Here is a 24,419-nt window from a genome sequence, read left to right on the forward strand (position 1 = left end):
GACCGCCGTGGCCCACCGGGGCGACCCTTACCGCCACCGCGAGAACACCGTCGCCTCGCTGCGTTCCGCGCTCGACCGGGGCGCGGACGCGGTGGAGATCGACGTACGGCTCACCCGGGACGGCGTGCCGGTGCTGCTGCACGACGACACGCTGAAGCGGCTCTGGGAGCTCGAGCGGCCGGTGCTCGCGCTGTCCTGGGCGGAGGTGCGCGGGCTGACCGGCGGCGGGGTCCCGGCCCTGACCGAGGCGCTGGCCGCGACCGACGGGCACCGGGTGATGATCGACCTGCCCGGTTCGCCCGATGTGCGGGCGGTGCGGCGGGTGACGGACGCCGTGCGGGAAGCCGGGGCGGCGGACCGCGTCTACTACTGCGCGGGCGCCGACGCCATGCTCGCCGTGCGCGCGGCGGACCCCGCCGCGGAGATCGCCCTCACCTGGACGACGCTGGCCCCGCCCCGGCCCGTCCTGCTGGAGGCGATCCGCCCGCGCTGGCTCAACTACCGTTTCGGCCTGGTGGACCGGCCCCTCGCCGAGCGGGTCCACCGGGACGGCTTCCTGCTGTCCGTCTGGACCCCCGACACGCGCCGCTCCATGCGACGGCTGCTGCACGCGGGGGTGGACTCGATCACGACCAACCGCATCGACGTGCTGTGCGCTACACGCGCGAGCGCTGCGGGACCGTCGCCGGATCGGCCGGGGTCGCCCGCGTGACGTACTGCGGCACCGGCGCGCTGTCCGTGCCGGTGTCGCGGACGAGGCCGTAGCGGATGGCGCCCTGCGCGGGGCCCTCGTTGACATCCTTGTCGACGGCCGCCCAGTCGGAGGGGAAGACGGTGATGCCGTAGTCGCAGCCGCGTTCGTTCTGGGTGAGGGTGACGGTGCCGTCGAGATAGAAGTACTCGTTCTGCCACATCTGCTGGGTGCCGGGCGGCAGCACGGCGTATCCGATGTCCGGGCCGCCCATACCGGTGACGTAGCCGTTCGGGGCGCCGGGCAGCGGGTCGTCCATGCGGCGCGAGCCGCCGGAGGCCACGTGGAACAGCTTGCCCTTCAGACCGGTCCAGGCCGGCATGACCACCCCGCCGGGCCGGGTGTGCGGCGAGATCTGCCAGCGGACCAGGACATAGCCCCGGCCGCTCAGCGTCACGCTGTCACCGCGGTGTTGCATGACGGCCTTCGGGCCGCCGGTGCTGGTGACGCCTGACTCGGGGCGGCGCGGCAGGGCGGCGGGCCGGGCGTCCGGGTCGGGGGCGCGGTCGACGGCGTCGACGACCGTGCCGTACAGGTCGGCCTTCTTCGTCGCCGTCGGGGAGGGCGTGGGGGTGGGCGTGGGCGTCGGCGAGGCGGAGGGCGGTGGTTCGGAGGTGGCCGTCGCCGTGGGGGTGACCGCGGCCCGGGGAGGCGGGGCGTGAGGCGGCTGGGTGACGACGTAGGCGCCGCCCGCCACGATCGTCGCGCCGGCGGTCATCGCGACGGCCGGCTTGGTGAGCGCGCCCAGCAGCTTGGCGGACCACCCGGCGGAGCCGGCGGCCACGGCCGTCTTGCCGCCGAAGGCGAGCGACAGTGTGAACCCGACGGGCACCGGGACGAGCGCGATGCCGACCAGGAGGCGTTCGGCGGGTACGACCGTCTCGCGCGGGTCGCCGCAGTAGCCGCAGCCGCGGATGTGCCGGGCCAGCCGCTTGCGCCACACCGAGTCGGGCCGGCCGTCCCAGCGGCCGGTCAGCTCGCGCAGGCCGGGGCAGGCGCCGTCCAGGGCGCGGACGATGCCGCGCGAGGTCTCCAGGCGCTCCTTCATCCGCTGCACGCGCACGGCGGCGTGCTGCCGGGTGATGCCCACGGCGGCGGCCAGTTCACGCCGGGTCAGTTCGCCCGCGACCTCCAGCCACCACAGCGACAGCAGTTGCCGGTCCTCGTCGTCGAGCCAGCGCACGGCCTCGGCGACCTCGCGCCGCTGCCCCTCCAGCTGCAGGCGCAGCACGGTCAGTTCGGCGAAGTCGGAGGCCGCCGCCTCCTCCAGCCGCTCCGGGGTGCGGCGCCGGGCGCGGTCGCGTATCTGGCGCATGGCGATCGCCACCAGCCAGGACCGGAAGCTGTCCGGGTCGCGCAGCGAACCGAGGTTGTCGACCGCGCGCAGCATGGTCTCCTGGACGACGTCGTCGACGTCGGCGTGGCCGTTCAGGGCCCGGCCCACGATGTTGTAGACCAGCGGCAGCCAGCCCGCGACCAGCTCGTCCAGCGCCCGCCGGTCGCCGGACTGCGCCGCCGTGATGACGGCGCGCCAGTGCTGACTGTCCACGGTGGCCTCTCGCCGGCTGAGATCAGTACTTTTCCGCACGCACCCTCTCAGGCAGGACGGGGGTCTTGGCTATGTGGGGGATCACATGCGGGGAGACGGCGTGAAGGTTCTCGGGATAACAGTTTTTCTCAGCCGCCCGGTACCGGGGCCGCGGCCGCCGGCGCGGTCAGCGCCTCCAGCCGCTTGATCCGCTGTCGTACGACGTACAGCGGGATCATCCCGAACACCCCGAAAGCCATGTCGATCACCGACCACCAGAACGGGATCCCGCGCAGCGGCCCGCAGATCAGTGCGAGCGGGATGATGCCCGCGCAGGCGATCATCGCGAACTCGACGACCCAGATGTTGCGGACCGGGTCTCGGTAGGGCCCGTAGAAGGCGACCGCGATCACCAGGTGCGCGAAGGCCAGCCAGTCCGTGCCGTAGAGCAGGAAGGGGTATTCGGCGTCGGCCTCGTCGAGGCCGGCCCGGACCCGTTCGATCCAGTCCGTCAGACCGGGCAGGTACTCGCCCACGGACAGCGCGCGCAGCAGGTCCTCGGTCCAACGCAGCTCGTGGACCAGGGGGAAGGCCGTGGCGCCGCTGAGCACCAGGCACACGACGAAGAAGACCAGCCACGCACGGATGCCCTTGACCAGGGCGGCTCTGTCGCTCATGGCGGCACTCTACGCCCATGTTGAACATGTTCAAAAACTGTTTCGGGGGCAGACGAACGGCCCCGGGCGGCATCAGCGCCCGGGGCCGTCACAAACCGAACGGAGCGACTACGCGTCCAGCGACGTCATCACGTGCTTGATCCGCGTGTAGTCGTCGAAGCCGTACGCCGACAGGTCCTTGCCGTAGCCGGACTTCTTGAAGCCGCCGTGCGGCATCTCGGCGACCAGCGGGATGTGCGTGTTGATCCAGACGCAGCCGAAGTCGAGCTTCTTCGACATCCGCATGGCGCGGCCGTGGTCCTTGGTCCACACGGAGGAGGCGAGCGCGTACTCGACGCCGTTGGCCCACTGCACCGCCTGGTCCTCGTCGCGGAAGGACTGCACGGTGATGACCGGACCGAAGACCTCCTTCTGGATGATCTCGTCGTCCTGCTTCAGGCCCGAGACGACGGTCGGCGCGTAGAAGTAGCCCTTGTCGCCGACGCGCTTGCCGCCGGCCTCCACGCGCGCGTGCGCGGGCAGTCGCTCGATGAAGCCCTCCACCTGCTTGAGCTGGTTGGGGTTGTTGAGCGGGCCGAACAGCACGTCCTCGTCGTCCGGCTGCCCGGTCTTCGTCTCGGACGCGGCCTTCGACAGCGCGGAGACGAACTCGTCGTGGATGGACTCGTGCACGAGCACGCGCGTGGCAGCCGTACAGTCCTGGCCGGCGTTGAAGTAGCCCGCGACCGAGATGTCCTCGACGGCCTTGGCGATGTCGGTGTCCTCGAAGACCACGACCGGCGCCTTGCCGCCCAGCTCCAGGTGGACACGCTTGACGTCCTTGGAGGCGGACTCGGCGACCTGGATGCCGGCGCGCACCGAGCCGGTGATGGAGGCCATCGCCGGGATCTCGTGCTCGACCATCATGCGGCCGGTCTCGCGGTCGCCGCAGATGACGTTGAAGACGCCCTTCGGCAGGATCCCGCCGAGGATCTCCGCGATCAGGACCGTGGACGCCGGGGTGGTGTCGGACGGCTTCAGGACGACCGTGTTGCCCGCCGCGATCGCCGGGGCGAACTTCCACACGGCCATCATCATCGGGTAGTTCCACGGCGCGACCTGCGCGCAGACGCCGACCGGCTCGCGGCGGACGATGGAGGTCAGACCCTCCATGTACTCGCCGGCCGAGCGGCCCTCCAGCATCCGCGCGGCACCCGCGAAGAAGCGGATCTGGTCGACCATCGGCGGGATCTCCTCGGAGCGGGTCAGCCCGACCGGCTTGCCCGTGTTCTCCACCTCGGCCGCGATCAGCTCCTCGGCGCGCTCCTCGAAGGCGTCCGCGATCTTCAGCAGGGCCTTCTGGCGCTCGGCGGGCGTGGTGTCGCGCCAGCCGGGGAAGGCCTCGGCGGCCGCCGCCATCGCGGCGTCCACGTCCGCCTGCCCGGACAGCGGAGCGGTCGCGTACGCCTCGCCCGTCGCGGGATTGACCACCTCGGTGGTCCGTCCGTCGGCGGCGTCCCGGAACTCACCGCCGATGTAGTTGCGCAGACGACGCAGCTCGGTGCTCACTGCCGACCCTCCAGTTCGGATGTCCAGTACTTGAGACACCCACCCTAGTCGGCCGGTCCACGTTTTCAACACCCCCGCTCCCTTGGATCGTGCGGAATCCGTAGATGCGAGCTATGCAAACAACGGATTTCATCGATCAGACCTTGCGGAAGTGTCGAGACCTCGTGCACAGTGAGCCCGTGGCCAGTCGAAGCGCAGACCAGAGGGACTCCCGCGAGTCCAGGAACGGCGGTCCCCAGCTGGACGCCGTCTCCCTCGCCATCATCGAGCAGCTCCAGGAGGACGGCCGCCGGCCCTACGCCGCCATCGGCAAGGCCGTGGGCCTCTCCGAGGCTGCCGTGCGCCAGCGCGTGCAGAAGCTGCTCGACCAGGGCGTGATGCAGATCGTCGCCGTCACGGACCCGCTCACCGTGGGCTTCCGCAGACAGGCGATGGTCGGCGTCAACGTCGAGGGCGACGTGGAGTCGGTGGCGGACGCGCTGACGGCCATGTCCGAATGCGAGTACGTGGTGATGACCGCAGGCTCCTTCGACCTGATGGTGGAGATCGTCTGCGAGGACGACGACCACCTCCTGGACGTCATCAACAAACGCATCCGGGCCGTCCCCGGAGTGCGCTCCACCGAGAGCTTCGTCTACCTCAAGCTCAAGAAGCAGACCTACATGTGGGGAACCCGATAACCGTGAGGACCCGATAGCCGTGAGCAAGGACCTCTCCCAGACCGCGTACGACCACCTGTGGATGCACTTCACGCGCATGTCGTCGTACGAGAAGGCCCCCGTCCCCACCATCGTCCGGGGCGAGGGCACGTACATCTACGACGACCAGGGCAAGCGCTACCTCGACGGTCTCGCCGGCCTGTTCGTGGTGCAGGCCGGGCACGGCCGGGTCGAGCTCGCCGAGACCGCCTTCAAGCAGGCGCAGGAGCTGGCGTTCTTCCCGGTGTGGTCCTACGCCCACCCCAAGGCCGTCGAGCTGGCCGAGCGCCTCGCGCACCACGCGCCGGGCGACCTGAACAAGGTCTTCTTCACCACCGGCGGCGGTGAGGCGGTCGAGACCGCCTGGAAGCTGGCCAAGCAGTACTTCAAGCTGGTCGGCAAGCCCACCAAGCACAAGGTCATCTCCCGCGCGGTCGCCTACCACGGCACCCCGCAGGGCGCCCTGTCCATCACCGGACTGCCCGCCCTGAAGGCGCCCTTCGAGCCCCTCGTGCCGGGCGCCCACAAGGTCCCGAACACGAACATCTACCGGGCGCCGATCCACGGCGACGACCCCGAGGCCTTCGGCCGGTGGGCCGCCGACCAGATCGAGCAGCAGATCCTCTTCGAGGGCCCGGACACGGTCGCCGCGGTCTTCCTGGAGCCGGTGCAGAACGCGGGCGGCTGTTTCCCGCCCCCGCCCGGCTACTTCCAGCGGGTGCGCGAGATCTGCGACCAGTACGACGTGCTGCTCGTCTCCGACGAGGTCATCTGCGCCTTCGGCCGCCTGGGCACGATGTTCGCCTGCGACAAGTTCGACTACGTCCCGGACATGATCACCTGCGCCAAGGGCATGACCTCCGGCTACTCCCCCATAGGCGCGTGCATCATCTCCGACCGCTTGGCCGAGCCGTTCTACAAGGGCGACAACACCTTCCTGCACGGCTACACCTTCGGCGGCCACCCGGTCTCCGCGGCCGTGGGCCTGGCCAACCTCGACCTGTTCGAGCGCGAGAACCTCAACCAGCACGTCCTCGACAACGAGGGCGCGTTCCGCTCCACCCTGGAGAAGCTCCACGACCTGCCGATCGTCGGCGACGTCCGCGGCAACGGCTTCTTCTACGGCATCGAGCTGGTCAAGGACAAGGACACCAGGGAGTCCTTCGACGCGGACGAGACCGAGCGTGTCCTGTACGGCTTCCTCTCCAAGAAGCTGTACGAGAACGGCCTGTACTGCCGTGCCGACGACCGCGGCGACCCGGTCGTCCAGCTCGCCCCGCCGCTGATCTCCGACCAGTCGACGTTCGACGAGATCGAGCAGATCCTGCGCGCCACGCTGTCGGAGGCGTGGACGAAGCTGTGACCCCGCGTCGCTCCGATCGTCTGCATGGATGATCAACACCGGCCCCGGTGCCGCCCGTTCGAGTGAGAAACGGCGGTCCGGGGCCGCGTGCTGTCCGGCGTCCCGCCGCCTACTGCCTAGCGTGCCAGTGACCGATCGGCCCTGCCTTCGTTCCCCCGCACGGGGGATTGGCAAGGGAACTACGGATCTGAACCGAGGTGTACGCCCATGGAGGCCCCGCCTGACAACGACGTGCTCTGGGCACGCGCCCTGCACTTCCAGCACGACGACGGCTCCCCCGCGCTCAGCGGTGTCTCGCTCGGCGTCCGGGAGGGCGAGATCCTCGCCGTCGGCGGCCCGCGCGGCAGCGGCAAGACCACCCTGCTGCGGTGCCTGTCCGGCCTGGTGCCCGTCCGGCGCGGCGAGGTCTGGTTCAACAGCGTGCCCGTGCACACCATGGGCCCCCTCACCCGCGAGCGGCTGCGCCGCGACCGCTTCGGCTGGATCGACCCGGCGCCCTCGCTGGTCCCGGAGCTCAACGCCTGGGAGAACACCGCCCTGCCCCTGATGCTGCGCGGCACCAGCAGGCGCCGCGCCAAGAAGGCGGCCCTGGAGTGGCTGGAGCGCCTGGACATCGGCGAGAGCGCCCGCAAACGCCCGCACCAGCTGGTGCAGGCCGAGCGGCAGCGGGTGTGCATCGCCCGCGCCCTCGCCCCCGCGCCGTCGGTCCTGTTCGCCGACGAGCCCACGGCGCCCCTGCACCGCGCCGACCGCGCCCATGTGCTGCGCACCCTCACCACGGCGGCCCGCTCCCACGGCATCACGGTCGTCCTGGCCACACACGACGCGGAGACCGCCGCGCTCGCCGACCGCACGGTGTCCCTGCTCGACGGGCGGTGCGTGCAGACGGTGCACCTGCCGCCGGTCACCGGACCCACCGAGACGGAAGGCCGGGCCGCGTGCTCGCTCTCCGTCTGACCCGCGCCGCCCACCCCGCCGTCCAGCTGCGCCGCCTCCTGGTCACGGCGGCCTCGGCGGGGACGGGTTTCCTGTTGCTGTGCGCCCTGGGCTACGCGCTGGGCCACCCCGGCTCCACCGGCGCCGCCCTGCTGCGGCTCGCCTGGTGCATGGCGCCCCTGGCCGCCACGGTGTACTTCGCGATCGCGGTGGCCCGCACCGACCCCGGCACGAAGCCCCGCCCCGGCCTCTCCGCGATCGGCCTCGGCCCGCTGCGCCTGATGGCCGTCTCGGTGACGACGACAGCCCTGTCCTGCACGCTGGGCTCGATGCTGGCCCTGCTGTTCTTCCTGCACCTGCGCGGTGATCTGACGGGCATGCCGTTCGACGGCGCGGCCGCCGAGTCCCTCGCGGCGGACCAGCCGCTGCCACTGCCGGGAGCCCTGACGCTGCTCGCGATCGTGCCCGCAGCCGCGACGGTGGCGGTGGCGCTGGCGCTGCGGCCGAGGGAGGCGAGCCCCGCACCGTCCCGGCCGGCCGGGACGTACGGCCGTTTCGGCGCGTACCGGCGCACGAGCACACGCGAGACCTTCGGGGCGTACGGCCGTTTCGGCCGGCAGATCATCCGGCCCACGGACGGTCCTGCCACCGAACCCGCCACGTCGGCCGGGCAGAACGCGCGGCACGGCGGGCCGCCTGCGGCGCGGACGGGCGCGGCCGTCCCGGCGGCGGCCGCGGGCTCGACCACCCGGGGCGCCGGGAGCACGGTGAGCGCGGTCGAGGACCCGCCCGAGCCGTCCGGGTCCCAGACGGCGGCACCTGGCTCCGTGAGCACGGTGATCCCGGCCGGCAGCGCCGCACACGCGGCTGAGGGCAACGCCGGGCACGAGGCCGACGGCAACGCCGTACACGTGGCCGGGAACGCCGCCGCGCATGCGGCCCGGCACGCCGCGGCGCCGGACGGCGCCGACGATCCCGCCGCTTCCGCCGCCGCCCTGCCGGACACCGCCCTGCCGGACACCGCCCTGCCCGGCAACGCCCTCACCTCCGCCCCCTCCGGTCTCCCCTGGGGCATCACCGTCCTGGCCGCGGGTCTCGCCGTGGAGACGTACACGAGCCGTACCGCCCCCACGCCCCCCGACCTCACCTTCTCCGGCGCCTCCCCCGGTGTCCTGGCGGGCTGGGCGCTGGCCGCCGTCGGCATGGCCCTGGCCGGTCCGGGCCTGACCCATCTGTGCGGGCGACTGCTCCAGTCGGCCCGCCCCGGGGCCCTCCGGCTCCTGGCCGGCCGGATCCTCATGGCGGAGGCCACCAGGATCGGCCGCCCCCTGGGCGTGGTCTGCGCGGTGCTCGCGGCGGCGTACGCCATGGCGCTGCTGCACGCCCCGGACGGACTGTCGCTCGGTCCGCTCACCACGCTGGGCGTGCTGCTCGTGACCGGCTGTACCGTGGCCACGGCCCTCATGGCCGCCGTCGAGGCCCGGCAGGCCCGCGCCGACACCACCGCCGCGCTGCTGCGCCTCGGCGCCCCCGCGACGATGCTGCGCGGCGCCGCGGCCCTGCGCGCGGGTGCGCTGCTCGCCCTGTTCGGCCCGCTCACCCTGACCGTCGCCGAACTGGCGGCGCTGCCGCTGGCCCGCTGAAAACTCGTACGAAAAAAATCTCCGTACGGCGATGAGTTCCGCTCAGGCCCCCGGTCTATCCCCGCGTAACGACACACACCCGATGGGAGAGACCTCGCATGTACCAGCAGATGATCTTCGTGAACCTGTGCGTCAACGACCTCGACGCCTCGAAGAAGTTCTTCACGGAGCTCGGCTACTCGATCAACGAGCAGTTCAGCGACGACAGCACAGCCTCGGTCGTGATCAGCGAGACCATCGTGGTGATGGTGCACACCAAGGAGAAGTACGCCCAGTTCACCAAGAAGGAGATCGCGGACGCGAAGAAGACCAGCGAGGTGCTCATCGCGCTGAGCTCCGAAAGCCGCGAGAAGGTCGACGAGCTGGTCGAGAAGGCGGTCGCGGCGGGTGGTTCGGTCTCCGGCGAGACCCAGGACCACGGGTTCATGTACGGACGCGCCTTCGACGACCCGGACGGCCACACCTTCGAGGTCGTGTGGATGGACCCGGCGGCCGTCCAGGGCTGACGGCGGCTGTGCCAGCATGGGCGAGTGCAGACGATGCCCGCCCATGCGGCCCACCATGACGACCGTGAGATCGAGACGCTGGAGGAGTTCGACGCGACCGTCTCGGCGCGCGGCACGCTCGCCGGTCACCGCGTCCAGGCCGTCGACCTGACGGACCGTACGCGCGAACTGCTCGGCACGGACACGGCGGGCGCCGTCTTCCTCGGCTGCGCGATGCGCGAGGAGGCCGCCGCGAAGATCCGCACGGACGGCGCCCTGGTCTTCCCGCCGGTCCCGGACCTGCCCTTCGACCCGTACCGCGGCCATGTCTACGCGCCGGACGAGCTCTTCGAGTCGCTGGCGGACGGCTACGAGGCCACGCCCGACGCCCGGGCCTACGCCTGGTTCCAGCGCACGAAGGCGGACCGGGACATCTACGCCTCCATGCTGCGCGCGGTCCACGACGACTCGGTCTCGGACGCGCTCGACGAACTGCTGTCCGGCGCCCGGGTCGTGGGCGTGATGGGCGGCCACGCGATGGCCCGTGGCACGCAGGAGTACGCGGGGGCGGCACGGCTCGGCAGGGAACTGGCCCGTGCCGGTCTCACGGTGGCCACGGGCGGCGGCCCTGGCGCGATGGAGGCCGCGAACCTGGGCGCCTACGCCGCCCCGTTCGGCGACGAGATGCTCACCGAGTCGCTCGAACTGCTCGCCAAGGCACCGCACTTCACGCCGTCGATCACGCAGTGGGCGACGGCCGCCTTCGAGATACGCACGCGCTGGCCGCAGGGCGGTCGTTCGGTGGGCATCCCGACCTGGTTCTACGGCCACGAGCCGCCGAACGCCTTCGCGTCGCACATCGCCAAGTACTTCGCCAACGCCACACGCGAGGACGGCCTGCTGGCCCGGTCCAACGCGGGCGTGGTGTTCCTGCCGGGCGCCGCCGGCACCGTACAGGAGATCTTCGACAACGCGACGCCCAACTACTACGAGTCGCGCGGCGAGCCGACGCCGATGGTGCTCGTGAACCGCGCGCACTGGACGCAGAAGCTGCCGACGTGGCCGCTGCTCCAGTCGCTGGCCAGGGGCCGTTCGATGGAGGCGCGGATCGCGCTCGTGGAGCGGATCGAGGAGGCGCCGGAGGCGTTGAAACGTCTCGGCGGTTAATAAGCTGGCAAAGCAAGTGCTTGCAACCTGCATATGCGTTGACACTACTTATGCGGCGCTTATAGACCTGAGAGCCTCCCGGTAGTGCTGATGTTCAGTCAACACTGCCTCCACCCCCCGCATTTGCGCATCCTGTAAAGGACAAACGTGGCAGTTCTGTCCGTATCACGCCGTACGGCTTCGCGCCGTACCGTCGCACGTTCCGTGCGGATCCTCGGTGTCGTCTCCGCCTCGGCCGCGCTCGCGCTCGGTGCCGCCGGCAACGCGCTCGCCTGCAACATCAACGAGTTCTCGGCCGAGGCGAAGTGCGATGGCGACAAGGGCGTCATCACCGTCACCGACGTGGACCCCGCCGGGGTCCCGGCGACCGTCACCGTGTACCTGGAGAACAACGGCGCCGACGTGAAGAAGGTCGGCGAGCAGGAGGTCAAGGGCTCGCGCGAGGGCACCACCATCACCTTCGCCGAGAACTGGAAGCCGAACGCGGAGTACCGCATCCACGTCAAGGCCGCTCCGTACGTCGACGAGGACATCAAGCCCAACCTCGTCACCCCGGCCACGGCCTGCAAGAAGGAGGAGGAGAAGCCGCCGGCGACTCCCCCGGCCACGCCGACCCCGTCGGCCTCCCCCTCGAAGCCGGCCGAGGAGACCGACACCCCGGCTCCTTCGCCGTCGGAGAGCGAGAGCACCACGCCGGCGGGCAACGCGCCCGCGCCCGCGGCCGGTGACTCCAACCTCGCCGAGACCGGCGCCGACTCCAACACCGGCATCATCGCCGGTATCGCGGCGGCCCTGGTCGTCGTCGGTGGCGGAGCGGTGTTCTTCGGCATGCGCCGTCGTGGGGCGAACAGCAGCGACAGCTGACGCCCGCCCTGCAGCGCCCGGTGGTGGCCCGTCCCTCTCGTGGGGGCGGGCCATCGCCTCTTTTCAGGCCCAGGGGTAGCGCCCCAGGCCCGGCCCGATCAGTCGAGCACGGCGATTTCGGCCGCGTCGAACTCCACCCCGACCTCGTCCCCGGGCTCCGGCGCCGCCCGCAGCGCGCACGCCGCCTCCAGGCGCGGGGCGTCCTGCGGCTGGAGGTGGACGGCGACATGGGTGCCCTTGAAGGTGCGGGCGGTCACCGTGCAGCGCAGACCCGTGCCGGCCGGCGCCAGGCGCACGCCCGCGGGCCGCACGAGCAGGGTCCGCGTGCCCTGCGGGGCGCCCTCCGGCACCGGCACCTTGCCCCACGGCGTGTCCGCTGCCTCCGCCCCGACCGTCGCCTCGACGACGTTCTCGAAGCCGAGGAAGCGGGCCACGAACGCGTCGGCCGGCCGCTGCCACACCTCAAGAGGCGTACCGGACTGGGCGATCCGCCCGTCCCGCATCACCACGACCCGGTCGGCCAGCGCGAAGGCCTCCCCCTGGTCGTGCGTCACGGCGAGCACGGTGGTGCCCAACCGGCCGAACAGTTCCTTCAGTTCGACGACCAGCCGCTCCCTGAGCGACCGGTCGAGCTGCCCCAGCGGCTCGTCCAGCATCAGCAGCCGGGGGCTCGGCGCGAGGGCCCGGGCCAGCGCCACCCGCTGCTGCTCCCCACCGGACAGTGCCGCGACGGCCCGGCGGGACGCGCCCGGCAGACCGACCAGGTCCAGCAACTCCTGTACGCGGTCGGCCTGTTGCCGCTTCGACATCCCGCGCATACGCAGTCCGAAGGCGACGTTGCCGCCCACGTCCCGCTGCGGGAACAACTGGTGGTCCTGGAACATCAGCCCGACCCCGCGCCGGTGCGCGGGCACGCCCGCCTGGTCGCGCCCGTCGAGCGCCACCCGCCCGGAGTCGAGCGGCTGAAGCCCCGCCACCGCCCGCAGCAGCGTCGACTTGCCGCTGCCGCTGGGCCCGAGCACACACACGATCTCGTGCTCGGCGACCTCCAGATCGACGGCGTCCAGCACGGCACGCCCGCCGAACCGGACCGTCGCACCCTCCAGGGCCAGCAGCATCAGAACTCCCCGCTCCGGTCCGTGCGAAGCCTCTCCAGCACCAGCAGGGCCACCGCGCACACCACCATCAGAATCGTCGAAAGGGCCATCGCCTGGCCGTAGTTCAGCTCTCCGGGCCGCCCCAGCAGCCGCGCCACCGCGACCGGCAGCGTCGGGTTGTCCGGCCGCGCGATGAACACCGTCGCCCCGAACTCCCCGAGCGACACCGCGAAGGCGAACCCGGCCGCGATCAGCAGCGCCCGCCGCACCATCGGCAGATCCACCTCACGCCACACCCGCCAGGGCGAGGCCCCCAGCACCGAGGCCGCCTCCCGCAGCCGCACGTCCACCGCCCGCAGCACGGGCAGCATCGTCCGCACGACGAACGGCACACCGACCAGCGCCTGCGCGAGCGGCACCAGGATCCACGAGGACCTCAGATCCAGCGGCGGCTCGTCCAGGGCGATCAGGAACCCGAAGCCCACGGTCACCGCGGACACCCCGAGCGGCAGCATCAGCAGCGCGTCGAAGCCGCGCACGAACCGCCCGGCGTCCCGGCGGGTGAGCGCGACGGAGGCGAGACCACCGATCACCACGGCGATGGCGGTGGCGGCGACGGCGTACTCCAGTGAGTTGCCGATCGCCTCGATCGGCGCCACCAGGAACACGCCGCCGTCGTCCCTGGTCAGGGCCCGGTAGTAGCCGAAGCCGGGCGCGTCGAGGGACCGCTGCACCAGCACGGCGAGCGGCAGCAGGAGCAGCACGACGACGGTGACGAGCACCCCGCCCAGCAGCGCCCACTGCCCCGTGCCGCGCGGCCGGCGCGCGGTCGCGGACGGGTCCACCAGCCGCAGCGCGCTCTCCCCCCGCCGTACGGTCCAGGCATGCAGGGCGAGGACCGCGCCCACCGCGAAGAACTGGATCAGCGTCAGCACGGCGGCCGTGGACAGGTCGAAGATCTCCGACGTCTGCCGGTAGATCTCCACCTCCAGGGTCGAGAAGGTGGGTCCGCCGAGGATCTGGACGACACCGAATGAGGTGAAGGTGAACAGGAAGACCATGAGCGCGGCGGCGGCCACGGCGGGCGCGAGCGCCGGCAGCGTCACCTGCCGCCACGCCCTCAGCGGCGACGCCCCGAGCATCCGCGCGGCTTCCTCCTGCCGCGGGTCGAGCTGCGCCCACAGCCCGCCGACGGTCCGTACGACGACCGCGTAGTTGAAGAAGACGTGCGCGAGCAGGATCGCCCACACGGTGGTGTCCAGCCGTACGCCCCACAGCTCGTCGAGCAGCCCGCCGCGCCCGACCAGCGCCAGGAACGCCGTGCCGACGACGACCGTCGGCAGCACGAACGGCACGGTCACGACCGCGCGCAGGACCTGCTTGCCGCGGAAGTCGAAGCGTGCGAAGACATACGCGCCGGGCAGTGCGACCAGCAGCGTGAGCACCGTCGAGACGACCGCCTGCCAGGTGGTGAACCACAGGACGTGCCGGACGTCCGACTGGGCCAGCACCTCCCCGATCCGCCCGAACCGCCAGACCCCGTCGACCTTCAGACCGCGCGCGACGATCGCGGCGACGGGGTAGGCGAAGAAGACCGCGAAGAACGCGACGGGCACGGCCATGAGCCCGAGCCGCGCCGCACTCCCGCGCCGGTCCTTGCGGACGGCTGCTTCGGTCACTTCAGTACGAGCGAGGTCCACGACTTGACCCACTGGTCACGGTTGTCGGCGATCTTCGCCGGGTCCATGGTCTCCGGGTCCTTGGCCTGCGGCCCGTACTTCACGAACTCCGGGGGCACCTGGGCGCCCTCGCGCACCGGGTACACGTACATGTTGAGCGGCATGTCCTCCTGGAACCGCTCGCTGATCAGGAAGTCGAGGAGTGCCTTGCCGCCCTTGGTGTTCTTGGCGTTGCTCAGCAGCCCGGCGTACTCGACCTGCCGGAAGCAGGTGCCCTGCGCGACCCCGGTCGGTGCCGCGGCGGGCTTCGGGTCGGCGTAGACGACCTCGACGGGCGGCGAGGAGGCGTACGACACCACGAGCGGCCGGTCCCCCTTGGCCTTCTTGCCACCGGCCGAGCCGGAGAACTCCTCGTTGTAGGCCTGCTCCCAGCCGTCGACGACCTTCACGCCGTTGGCCTTGAGCTTCTTCCAGTACCCCTCCCAGCCCCCGTCGCCGTACTTCGCGGCGGTGCCGAGCAGGAAGCCGAGCCCGGGCGAGGAGGTGGAGGCGTTCTCGGTGACCAGGAGGTTCTTGTACTCGGGCTTGACCAGGTCGTCGAAGCTGCGCGGCGGGTCGAGCTTGTGGTCGGCGAAGTACTTCTTGTCGTAGTTGACGCAGATGTCGCCGGTGTCGATGGGCGTGACCCGGTGCTTGTCCTGGTCGGCCCGGTACTCCGGCGCGATCCGGTCCGAGCCCTTCGCCTCGTACGGCTGGAACAGGCCGTTGTCGAGGGCGCGGGACAGCAGCGTGTTGTCGACTCCGAAGAAGACGTCGCCCTGCGGGTTGTCCTTGGTCAGGATGGCCTTGTTCACGGCCTGCCCGGCGTCGCCGTCCTTGAGGACGTTCACCTTGTAGCCGGACTGCTTCTCGAAGGCCGCGATGACGTCCTTCGAGGCGGCCCACGAGTCGTGGCTGACGAGGGTCACGGTCTTGGAGTCACCGGATCCCTGGCCGCCGTCGGACGACCCGCACGCGGCGAGCGTGCCGGCCATGCCGAGCCCGACGGCCACCGCCGTCAGCCGCTTGATGGTGTTGCTCACTGGATTCCTCCTGGAGGACCAGGAGAAGACGCGGCCCTGCCCGGGATCCCTGGGGGTCCCGGGCAGGGCGCAACAGCTCGAGTGATGACCGATCTCCCTACCCAGAATGACCTGGGCCAGGTTCGGAGGGTCTGCGGCCGTGTGCCGCACTCTCAGCGCTGTGGCGCTCCCCTGTCGGAATATGAAGGTGTCGGAAAATACGGTTGTGCTTACGCCGGTCAGACTACCGTTCGGTCGCCGCGAGCTGACCACACGCCCCGTCGATCTCCTGACCACGGGTGTCCCGGATCGTCACCGGCACACCGTGCGCGGCGATGGCCTCCACGAACGCCTTCTCGTCCTCCGGCCGGGAAGCCGTCCACTTCGACCCGGGCGTCGGGTTGAGCGGAATCAGGTTCACGTGCACGGGCCTGCCCTTGAGCATGCGCCCGAGCCGGTCACCGCGCCAGGCCTGATCGTTGATGTCCCGGATCAGCGCATACTCGATGGACAGCCGGCGCCCGGACTTGGCGCTGTACTCGAAGCCGGCGTCCAGCACCTCCCGGACCTTCCACCGTGTGTTCACGGGGACGAGGGTGTCGCGCAGCTCGTCGTCGGGGGCGTGCAGGGAGATCGCGAGGCGGCACTTGAGGCCCTCGTCCGCGAACCGGTGGATGGCCGGGACGAGACCGACCGTCGAGACCGTGATCCCGCGCTGCGAGAGCCCGAGCCCGTCGGGCTCGGGGTCGGTGAGCCGCCGGATGGAGCCGAGGACCCGGTTGTAGTTGGCGAGCGGCTCGCCCATGCCCATGAACACGATGTTGCTGAGCCGCGCCGGCCCGCCCGGCACCTCACCGTCCCTGAGCGCCCGCATACCGTCCACGATCTGGTGCACGATCTCGGCGGTGGACAGGTTCCGGTCGAGCCCGGCCTGCCCGGTCGCACAGAACGGGCAGTTCATCCCGCACCCGGCCTGCGAGCTGATGCACATGGTCACCCGGTCCGGGTAGCGCATCAGCACGGACTCGACGAGCGTCCCGTCGAACAGCCGCCACAGCGTCTTGCGCGTGGCGCCCTGGTCGGTCGACAGATGCCGCACGACGGACATCAGCTCGGGAAGCAGCGCCTCCTGGAGCCGACCGCGGGAGCCGGCCGGAATATCGGTCCACTGCTCCGGATCGTGCGCGTACCGCGCGAAGTAGTGCTGCGAGAGCTGCTTGGCACGAAACGGCTTCTCCCCGACAGCGGCAACGGCCTCCTTGCGCTCGGCAGGAGTGAGGTCGGCGAGATGCCGCGGCGGCTTCTTGGCTCCGCGGGGGGCGACGAAAGTGAGTTCTCCGGGTGCAGGCATAACCCATCCAGTGTGGCAGATCATCGCCGGGAGCCCAGGCCGGAGCGGGGTGGGGGTGGTCACCCGTGGGTGCCGACTGTCAGCGTTGGTCGGCCTCGCACGGCCCAGGGACGGCCCAGGAGACGCTGGTTGCCGCCACCGCTAGCCCGATGGCGCCATGGGGCTTCCCACCGTGACCGACTGAGGGGCGCACAGCGCCCGGGTGTGAACCGGAGCCAACTGCACGCGCGCCATATCTCGGAACTCGACAGCCTTGCACCCAAACCGGGAGTAATCCACCATCCGCGACGAACTGGCGCGGCTTGTTGGTAACTAGCAGGAACGCCACCCCGTCCCGGCGACAGGGAGCAGCTCAAATTGGCACACGTCCAAAGGTTTTCTCCCCAGCGACACCAGAGCGAATCATCGGAACGGAACCAGTACATTTACACTTAGTAATTCCAAGCCTGAGGGTCGGCCTTCCGGCCCACTCGGCGAATATCCGCAGACAGCTTTTCGCTAGTGTCCGACCAGCGCCAAGGCAATCCGGAATCTTTCACCTTCGACCACTGCCTGTCGAGATAAAGGCGAAAATACTCACTTCGAGTAACCCTCTCCGGCAAGGTATGGTCGTCCTTAATTAGATTCCTGTACTGCTCGTCAACGATCGGCGTGTCAACGAGCATCGCGTCAACATACGCAAAATAGGCGAGGAGAACCCGAGTCGTGTATGCGCCCACGGTAGTAATCCTATAGTGGAGTCGCGGAACTTCCCCCGAGTGGCGTGGAGCGGTGTCAAGAAGCCTTTTTTCCACTGCATAATCGAGCGCGTTTGCCACTTGCTCAACATCAAAGCCTAGGTTCTGAGCGAACTCGAAGAGAGCCTCCGCCGAAACGTATCCTTCGTCTCCGACTCGCTCCCCCAAAATCTGAGTCTGACTAAGAATTAGCGGCAGCAGGAAGTGCTCTCGACCGTCCGGCCGCGTGATTCGGAAAAGATTCGCGATAGGGGAAGATTGCGGATCGTAGTAGACTCCATCACCGAACAACAGGGCTCGAAGAAACTCGTGCAGCGGTACGGTATACCGCCCGCTCTCCTGAAAAATTCGGATCATCTTGGCGGTGTCAATGTGCCCGCTTCCGATAAACCCTGTAACGAAGCTCAGCGCCATGCGCATATTGCCCCCAGCAAGATTATCGATGAGCGCAAGCAGGTTATCGTTCGATCGGAAATTCTCTGCGAGAATCTCAAGAAATACTTCAAGGCTTTCGCTGTCGACAGTCACGTTTGCTGGAAACGAACCCAAGCGTCCCGTTGCCCGCAGTTGCCCCAAAGCAAAATCGACTCGCCGTTGCAGCATCACGTCTGCTCGCGGTGGAGCAATAGTGAAAACGCGCGCTTGATATCCAGAAAGAGTGCCGCTTCGACTCGAACGATAGAAAGTCTCTGGCCTCAACGTCACAAACACCGTGGCCGGCCATGTTTGCGCGAGCTCATTCGCGATGAGGAATACCTGCTCCTGATCCTCGCTGCTGCGCTGGTCGATATTATCCAAGAAGATTACCAGCTGTCTGCGCCAATTAGATCGCAGGTGCTCCAGGCTGGCCTTCAAGTGCCCAGCACGATCCTCCACGGCCCGCCGCAGAAGATTGATCTTTTCCTTCTCGTAAGCGATAGGATCGATTTCCTTGAGGCGTCCAATTACTCCTCGTTCGAACCGGTTCAGCGCACCGTGATGCACCGCTTCCACGAAAGATGCATCCTCGATGTCGGCATCATAGTTCTCGCGCAATTGCCGAATGGACTCTTCAACTACGTGCGAGTCAATCCGGGTGAGCGTTGTAGATGAGCCAAAATCGATGTAGAGACTGATGGCTTTGTCGAACAACTCCTCAGCATCGACATGCACTAGTCTTTGAATGAAGGTTGTCTTACCCACCCCAACATCACCCAGCAGCACGATCGGCCTCCGCGCCGCAGCGGCTGCCAGCATGTCCTGCGTCAGGTTCTGATTGAGACCCTTCTTACCCTCGATAGGAGATACATCTGGCCCGTCTTCTTCGCTCAGCAAGGCGTAACGCGTTCGGAGGATTTGCTTACTTACCTCAGCATACTGAGATAGTGCACCACTCGACGCGTAGCACTCCCGCAAGAAATCCTTGCGCAGCTCTTCGAGACGAGTGACATCTTCCAAGAAAAGTTCACCCAAAATGTCAAGCCCAGATTGCAGACTATTTCTCCGCTTCGATCCTGGGTAGTTGACCAAGTGCATGGAAAGAGGCTCGGGGGGAGGTGCTTCCAGCAAGCTCACTGTACTGTGAAGAACTTTTGCATCGACGCCACTAGCCGAAGCGTTATCCCACAAGAGCCGAAAATCTGCTCGCATATCGGCGAGGCTGGGGAACACCAAAGCTCTACCCTTTAGAGGTGGCACCCCATCCATCCGAACCGCGATAAACAGAACAAGCTGATGCCCGTTGGTTACACCTGCAGGCGCTACACCATTGCGCGCGGCATACTGCGCAACCTGCGTCAGGGCCTCCTTGAGGGCCTTCCCTTTATCTCCAATGATGAGATTTTCGATTTTATGAATGCCAGTACTGACCCCTGCCGGCAGGTCGAAATGGATCCCTTCGCGCTTGGCCTCGATAATAAGCTGTGTGGCCGGAGACCCTAGGGCATAGTCGATCCAACCTGTGCCAGCCTGCTCCTCTGCCTTAATACTGGCTCTTGACCAGCGAAGAACATCAATGAGGAGTTTGTCGATCAGATGGAGCCGAGTGGTTGCCTCGTTGCGCTTATCGCCGACTGCATTAGCTTCAGCCCACTCAATGAGGTCATCAAGAGCAGATTTACCCGAATCATAAATGCTCGACAACTTTTACCGGCCCTGACTATGGAGGGATGGATGCTGGCTGTACAAGCCTATCGGTTGTCAAGGGCGCCAACCACAACGGATCAACTGATGAGAACGATCTTGAACCTGTTGCGAGGCCGACGCTGCCTGTGGCGCCCACGAGGTCGGCGGAGCGGGTTTGGCCGGTGGCCTGCCCGGTCTGGGGTCGAGCATGATCAGGGGGCCGTACGCTAGCTGGCAACTCGGGCAGGCTTTGGACCTGCCCGCAATGTGCACGAGTGGCCCCCTGGTCTTGCTCGACGCGGGACCCGGACCGGGGAGGTGGCTAAAGCCGTGGAGCCGACCGCCCCAGCCACAGAGGGTGTCCCCCACTTCATGCCCGCAGCCGCCGAGCGCGCCGCCGGGCGCGGCCAGCCGGGGCGCAGACAGGAGGCAGGCCGCGCCGCAGAGGCGGCGCGCGCCCGCGCCGTGCGCGGGCCTTGATGAAGTAGGGAAAGTTGTACCGCACCCATGATCGAAGTCGCTCGATCGTGGCCTGTCGGCTCATCGCCGGCCTCGGCTACCGTTCCATGCATGCCTTCTGCACTGGACACGCCTCAGGGAGCGGCCGAACTCGCCGAGTCTCTGCTTCCCCAGCTCGGGAATCGCTGGCTGCACACTCAGGCTGTGGCCGCTCGGGCGCGTGAGGCTTCCGCGGCTGTGTCCAAGGCTGACCGGGATCTCCTCGTCGCCGCAGCTTGGCTGCATGACATCGGTTACGCCCCCGAGCTGCGCGAGACCGGGTTCCATCCCCTCGACGGTGCCCGCCACCTGGAAGCACTGGGTGCGTCGGCGCGTCTCGTGCGGCTGGTAGCTCACCACTCCGGGGCCGTTTACGAAGCAGAGCAGCGCGGTCTGTCGGCAGAGCTGGCCGTCTACGAGCGGGAGGACTCCCCCGTCCTCGATGCGCTGATCTACGCCGACATGACGACCGGCCCCGCCGGGCAGTCCTTCGACTTCGACAAGAGGATCGACGAGATCCTCATCCGTTACGAGCCGGGCAGTGAGGTGCACAAGGCGATCAGCAAGGCGCGGCCGTACCTCGGTGCGGCTGTCGAGCGCACCGAGCGACGGATGGCGGCGTTCACGTCACTGCCGCCGAGCCAACGGGCGATCATCGACGGAAGCGGTTGGTGGCCTCCGACGCTCTTCGCGGTGGAACACCAGGACGTGGAATTGCTGGCTCGGCTGCTCGATGCCGGTGCAGACCCTGACGAAGGCAACGGTGCGACTCCCCTGACGCACGCGCTGGACACGGAAGGTGACTCGGCACTGCAGAGTGGTGGTCCGCTCACCGTGGCGACGACGGCTGTACTCCTCGCGTACGGCGCAGACCCGGAACTGCCCGACGCGGCTGGCGATACGCCGCTTCAGGTCGCCGAGCGCTATGACCACGCCCCTGCGATCCGGTTGCTGCGCCGGCATCTGCCAGGAGATCGCTCCGGGAAGCGTCAGCCGATGTAGGGCTCGGTCCGTTCAGTCAGACCGTGGTCGATCCGCATGCGCATCGACGGGTGGATGTTCAGCTCGTCCAGCCTGCTCGGATCGACGAACGCCACTTCCTTGCTCTCGCTGCTCGTCCGCAGCTGGCCGCCGACGATACGGGCATGGAAGCAGATCGAGAACTGCTGGCGGACCTCACCGTCGTCGTACGCCATGACGTGCCCGGGGTTCGTGTAGATCCCGACCAGGCCGGTCAACTCGACCTCGAACCCGGTCTCTTCCTTGGTCTCGCGTACAGCCGCGTCGGGTGCTGACTCACCCAGGTCGATGCCGCCTCCGGGCAGGGCCCACAGATCGTTGTCGGTCTTGTGGATCAGCAGGACCTCACCGGCCTCGTTGCGAGCCACGGCGGTCACGGAGGGGACGAGGCTGTTCGCCTTCGGGGCGTTCGGATCGTTGAAGTAGTCGACGCGTGCCATGCGTTCAGCGTCGCACGTCGGGAGCCGGTTACGCCTTCCGGCCCTGGTCCCACGCGTAGTCGAAACTCCGCATGTAGTGCCGGAACGTCCGCGCTCCCGGCAGGTACTTGAAGTGCATCACCGGGTTCTGTCCGGCGGGTGCTCCGAGCACGTGGGGGTTTACCAGCACGTCGTCATCGAACCGGTAGATCGAGTTGTAGAGGATCGTGTCGTGCAGCCGGATCTCTACGCCGGGTGTCGACATGGCGGGCTGCAGGTACCGGCGAGTTATCCGCGCTCGCGCCGCCAGGTCGTCACCGATGCCCTCTTCCTCGCCACGCTGGCGCACGGCCGCAGAGTCCGGGTCGCCCAACAGGATGCGGACCTGGGCGCCGGCCTTCGCCTTCTCGGCCAACTGGTCCGGCAGGTCCGGGTGACTGTCGACGAGGAAGAGTCCCGCGTACACCAGGATGTCGACCTGGTCCGTCGCCTTCTCGATCAGGGAGGACCACAGCGGGGCAGGAACGGCACCCCGGTGCGGGTAGTACGTGATCAGCTCCGACGCGCTCGCCTTCTCGGCCTGCTTCTCGACTGATGGCCACACGTAGACCTCGTCGACCCCAAGGAAGCTCGCGGCCTTCCAGCGGTGCCCCCGGTGCGGAGTCCGGTTGGTGGTGATCCAGCGCTCGACGCTCTTGGGATCGACTCCGACGTGTTCGGCGACTGACTGGATCGTCTCGCCCTTCGCCGAAATCGCAGCCCGCAGACGCTCGTTCGCCATGGTGTTCCCTCCTAGGGACCCGTAGGGACGTTTTGACGGTAGCTCAGACGTCCCTAAACGTCCATACGGGCCGTGATGCGTCCACCCCCTCTCGCGGTCTCCTGATCTCACCGACGGGACGTCGGCCAAGAACCCACCACAGCAGGAGACAAGACGATGCGTCAGATTCCCGTGGACACCTCCGCCGCGACCGTGATGGTCGCCAAGACCCCGCAGCCCAAGGTCAAGGACCGCCGTACCGGTGAGATCGCCATGGACGTCGAGTCCGGCGCGAAGCTGATGACGGTCGACGTGATGTTCGCCGCCAACGACGAGGTGGAGATCCTCTCCATCACCGTCCCCGAACCGGGCATCTCCGGTGAGCTGACCATGGGCACGCCGGTCGCGCTCACGGGCCTGATCGCACGGCCGTGGGAGAACGACTTCAACGGTCAGAAGCGGCACGGCATCGCCTTCCGCGCGATCGCCATCACCTCGCTGGCCGCCGCTGCCTCGAACTCGAAGGCGGCCTGACAATGACCGCCTTCACGGTCGCTCTGGTGTTGGTCGTCGCCGCTGCGGGTCTCCTGCGGTGGCGGCGCCCCGCCTGGTACTGGATGACCTTCGGCGTCACCCTCGCCTCGCTGCGGGTCCTGCTCCGCTACGCCTCCGTCATGGACGCCTGTGGCCTGACGGTCCCGCCCCCGCGCTGGCGCCTGGCTCTGGCCCGGGTCGCCAACCGGCCCGTGCCGGACTCCCGCCCGCCGCGCATCCTGCGCTTCCGGCCGACCCGTACCGGCCTGGTCCTGCGGCTGGGCCTGCGCCCCGGTCAGGACGTCTTCGACGTCGCCGCCGCCTCGGACCGGCTGCGCCACTCCTTCTCCATGTACGGGGTCACCTCGCGTGAGGTGCGCTCGGGTGTCGTGGAAGTGCGGATGACCGGCTACGACGTCCTCAAGCGGGTGCAGATGCCCGCCAAGGTCGACACCCGCAGCATGAGGGTTCCGGTCGCCCTGCGCGAGGACGGCTCGGTCCACTACCGCGACTACCGGGCCGTTCCGCACGCCCTCACCCTCGGTGCCACCGAGTCTGGCAAGTCCGTCTACCAGCGCAACCTGGTCGCCGGGCTCGCCCCGATGGACGTCGCCCTGGTCGGCATCGACTGCAAACAGGGGGTGGAGCTGTTCCCGCTGGCCCGCCGGTTCTCCGCCCTCGCCGACAACCCCGACACCGCCGCCGACCTCCTCGACGCGCTCGTGTCCCGCATGGCAGGCGTCTATCAGCTCATCCGGGCTGAGCAGCGCATCACCTCCGCCGTGCCCGACGCCGAGATAGCCGCCGACATCTGGGACCTGCCCGACGACATTCGCCCCGTCCCGGTCGTGGTCCTGGTCGACGAGGTCGCCGAACTCGCTCTGTTCGCCAGCAAGGAGGAGGAGAAGCGCCGGGACCGCATCATCACCGCCCTGGTCCGTCTCGCCCAGCTCGGCCGTGCGGCCGGCATCTACCTGGAGATCTGCGGACAGCGGTTCGGCTCCGAACTCGGCAAGGGCATCACCATGCTCCGCGCCCAGCTCACCGGCCGCACCGCCCACCGCGTCAACGACGAAACAAGCGCAAACATGGCCTTCGGCGACATCTCCCCGGACGCCGTCCTGGCCGCCATCCAGATCCCCGCCGAAACGCGCGGCATAGCCATCGCCGGTGACTCCACCGGAGGCTGGCACCGCATCCGCGCCCCGCACACCTCGCTCCGCCAGGCCGTGAACACCTGCAACCGGCACGCCGACCGCACCCCGGACTTGCCCGAACTGGCCGCCTTCCGCCCCGAGCTGACCGTCCCCGCTGAGCCCCCGGTGCCGCTGTCCAAGACAGCTCCCGCCACGGCCTGACACGGCCTCTTCCCGGTCGGCGCGACCGCCTTCGCGCCAAGTCCCTACCCCGCCATGCCTGATCACAGAAGGAGCCCCCGATGTTCTGCGAGCACTGCGGCGACCTCGACGGCGCCGAGACCGGCATCGACCACGACGAACG

The 24,419-nt window shown here is 68.8% G+C and carries 21 protein-coding genes and 1 riboswitch; of the genes, 11 read left to right on the plus strand and 10 right to left on the minus strand.

What is annotated here, in order from left to right:
* Positions 1–7 precede the first annotated feature (7 nt).
* Positions 8–712 carry a glycerophosphodiester phosphodiesterase gene (locus ACH4G3_RS38725; RefSeq protein WP_397629061.1) on the plus strand — a complete coding sequence of 235 codons (705 nt, stop codon included), beginning with the start codon at positions 8–10 and terminating at the stop codon, positions 710–712.
* Here ACH4G3_RS38725 and ACH4G3_RS38730 read toward each other — a convergent pair.
* From ACH4G3_RS38730 to ACH4G3_RS38740, 3 genes are all read right to left on the minus strand, one after another.
* On the minus strand, positions 657–2,300 hold the full coding sequence (locus tag ACH4G3_RS38730; RefSeq protein WP_397628880.1) for an RNA polymerase sigma factor: 1,644 nt from the start codon (positions 2,298–2,300) through the stop codon (positions 657–659). The genes ACH4G3_RS38725 and ACH4G3_RS38730 overlap by 56 nt on opposite strands.
* A gap of 128 nt (positions 2,301–2,428) precedes the next feature.
* Positions 2,429–2,956: a hypothetical protein gene (locus ACH4G3_RS38735; protein ID WP_397628881.1), complete on the minus strand. Its 528-nt coding sequence runs from the start codon at positions 2,954–2,956 to the stop codon at positions 2,429–2,431.
* A gap of 108 nt (positions 2,957–3,064) precedes the next feature.
* Entirely contained in the window at positions 3,065–4,504 is a 1,440-nt protein-coding gene (locus tag ACH4G3_RS38740) for a gamma-aminobutyraldehyde dehydrogenase (RefSeq protein WP_397628882.1), read from the minus strand.
* Positions 4,505–4,668: 164 nt separating this feature from the next.
* Between ACH4G3_RS38740 and ACH4G3_RS38745 the strand changes: the two genes are divergently transcribed.
* The 7 genes from ACH4G3_RS38745 (at position 4,669) to ACH4G3_RS38775 (ending at position 11,660) form a co-directional block, all read left to right on the plus strand.
* Positions 4,669–5,184: an Lrp/AsnC family transcriptional regulator gene (locus ACH4G3_RS38745; RefSeq protein ID WP_010044422.1), complete on the plus strand. Its 516-nt coding sequence runs from the start codon at positions 4,669–4,671 to the stop codon at positions 5,182–5,184.
* A gap of 19 nt (positions 5,185–5,203) precedes the next feature.
* A complete protein-coding gene (locus ACH4G3_RS38750; RefSeq protein ID WP_354745367.1) occupies positions 5,204–6,565 on the plus strand; it encodes an aspartate aminotransferase family protein in 1,362 nt (453 codons plus the stop codon).
* 207 nt (positions 6,566–6,772) lie between these two features.
* Entirely contained in the window at positions 6,773–7,522 is a 750-nt protein-coding gene (locus tag ACH4G3_RS38755; protein ID WP_397628883.1) for an ABC transporter ATP-binding protein, read from the plus strand.
* Positions 7,504–9,144, plus strand: coding sequence for a hypothetical protein (locus tag ACH4G3_RS38760; protein WP_397628884.1), 1,641 nt, complete (start codon positions 7,504–7,506; stop codon positions 9,142–9,144). The genes ACH4G3_RS38755 and ACH4G3_RS38760 overlap by 19 nt, the downstream gene beginning before the upstream one ends.
* 98 nt (positions 9,145–9,242) lie before the next feature.
* Positions 9,243–9,650, plus strand: coding sequence for a VOC family protein (locus ACH4G3_RS38765; RefSeq protein ID WP_397628885.1), 408 nt, complete (start codon positions 9,243–9,245; stop codon positions 9,648–9,650).
* A gap of 24 nt (positions 9,651–9,674) precedes the next feature.
* A complete protein-coding gene (locus ACH4G3_RS38770) occupies positions 9,675–10,796 on the plus strand; it encodes an LOG family protein (protein WP_397628886.1) in 1,122 nt (373 codons plus the stop codon).
* A gap of 204 nt (positions 10,797–11,000) precedes the next feature.
* On the plus strand, positions 11,001–11,660 hold the full coding sequence (locus ACH4G3_RS38775; protein ID WP_397628887.1) for an LAETG motif-containing sortase-dependent surface protein: 660 nt from the start codon (positions 11,001–11,003) through the stop codon (positions 11,658–11,660).
* 98 nt (positions 11,661–11,758) lie between these two features.
* Here ACH4G3_RS38775 and ACH4G3_RS38780 read toward each other — a convergent pair whose 3' ends face one another.
* From ACH4G3_RS38780 to ACH4G3_RS38800, 5 genes are all read right to left on the minus strand, one after another.
* Positions 11,759–12,778: an ABC transporter ATP-binding protein gene (locus ACH4G3_RS38780; RefSeq protein ID WP_397628888.1), complete on the minus strand. Its 1,020-nt coding sequence runs from the start codon at positions 12,776–12,778 to the stop codon at positions 11,759–11,761.
* Positions 12,778–14,457, minus strand: a complete 1,680-nt coding sequence (locus tag ACH4G3_RS38785) for an ABC transporter permease (protein WP_397628889.1) — start codon at positions 14,455–14,457, stop codon at positions 12,778–12,780. The genes ACH4G3_RS38780 and ACH4G3_RS38785 overlap by 1 nt, the downstream gene beginning before the upstream one ends.
* A complete protein-coding gene (locus ACH4G3_RS38790; protein WP_397629062.1) occupies positions 14,433–15,470 on the minus strand; it encodes a thiamine ABC transporter substrate-binding protein in 1,038 nt (345 codons plus the stop codon). The genes ACH4G3_RS38785 and ACH4G3_RS38790 overlap by 25 nt, the downstream gene beginning before the upstream one ends.
* Positions 15,471–15,594: 124 nt before the next feature.
* A riboswitch (TPP riboswitch) is annotated at positions 15,595–15,701 on the minus strand.
* A 40-nt stretch (positions 15,702–15,741) separates the two neighbouring features.
* Positions 15,742–16,848, minus strand: a complete 1,107-nt coding sequence (gene rlmN / locus ACH4G3_RS38795; protein WP_397628890.1) for a dual-specificity RNA methyltransferase RlmN — start codon at positions 16,846–16,848, stop codon at positions 15,742–15,744.
* Positions 16,849–17,279: 431 nt separating this feature from the next.
* Complete coding sequence (locus ACH4G3_RS38800; RefSeq protein ID WP_397628891.1) at positions 17,280–19,706, minus strand: hypothetical protein; 2,427 nt, start codon at positions 19,704–19,706, stop codon at positions 17,280–17,282.
* Positions 19,707–20,258: 552 nt separating this feature from the next.
* Here ACH4G3_RS38800 and ACH4G3_RS38805 point away from each other — a divergent pair.
* On the plus strand, positions 20,259–21,188 hold the full coding sequence (locus ACH4G3_RS38805; RefSeq protein ID WP_397628892.1) for an HDIG domain-containing metalloprotein: 930 nt from the start codon (positions 20,259–20,261) through the stop codon (positions 21,186–21,188).
* Here ACH4G3_RS38805 and ACH4G3_RS38810 read toward each other — a convergent pair.
* Positions 21,176–21,646: an NUDIX hydrolase gene (locus tag ACH4G3_RS38810; RefSeq protein WP_397628893.1), complete on the minus strand. Its 471-nt coding sequence runs from the start codon at positions 21,644–21,646 to the stop codon at positions 21,176–21,178. The two genes, ACH4G3_RS38805 and ACH4G3_RS38810, sit on opposite strands and share 13 nt — an antisense overlap.
* Positions 21,647–21,674: 28 nt before the next feature.
* Positions 21,675–22,406 (minus strand): XRE family transcriptional regulator, encoded by a 732-nt coding sequence (locus ACH4G3_RS38815; protein ID WP_397628894.1) that lies wholly within the window; start codon positions 22,404–22,406, stop codon positions 21,675–21,677.
* Positions 22,407–22,562: 156 nt separating this feature from the next.
* Between ACH4G3_RS38815 and ACH4G3_RS38820 the strand changes: the two genes are divergently transcribed.
* Both ACH4G3_RS38820 and ACH4G3_RS38825 read left to right on the plus strand, forming a co-directional pair.
* Positions 22,563–22,919: an SCO3933 family regulatory protein gene (locus ACH4G3_RS38820; RefSeq protein ID WP_397628895.1), complete on the plus strand. Its 357-nt coding sequence runs from the start codon at positions 22,563–22,565 to the stop codon at positions 22,917–22,919.
* A 2-nt stretch (positions 22,920–22,921) separates the two neighbouring features.
* The gene (locus tag ACH4G3_RS38825; RefSeq protein WP_397628896.1) at positions 22,922–24,277 is read left to right on the plus strand and encodes an FtsK/SpoIIIE domain-containing protein; all 1,356 of its coding nucleotides are present in this window, start codon (positions 22,922–22,924) and stop codon (positions 24,275–24,277) included.
* The last annotated feature ends 142 nt before the right edge of the window (positions 24,278–24,419 follow it).

It is taken from the genome of Streptomyces afghaniensis (assembly GCF_044327915.1).
In the GTDB taxonomy this organism is placed as follows: domain Bacteria; phylum Actinomycetota; class Actinomycetes; order Streptomycetales; family Streptomycetaceae; genus Streptomyces; species Streptomyces afghaniensis.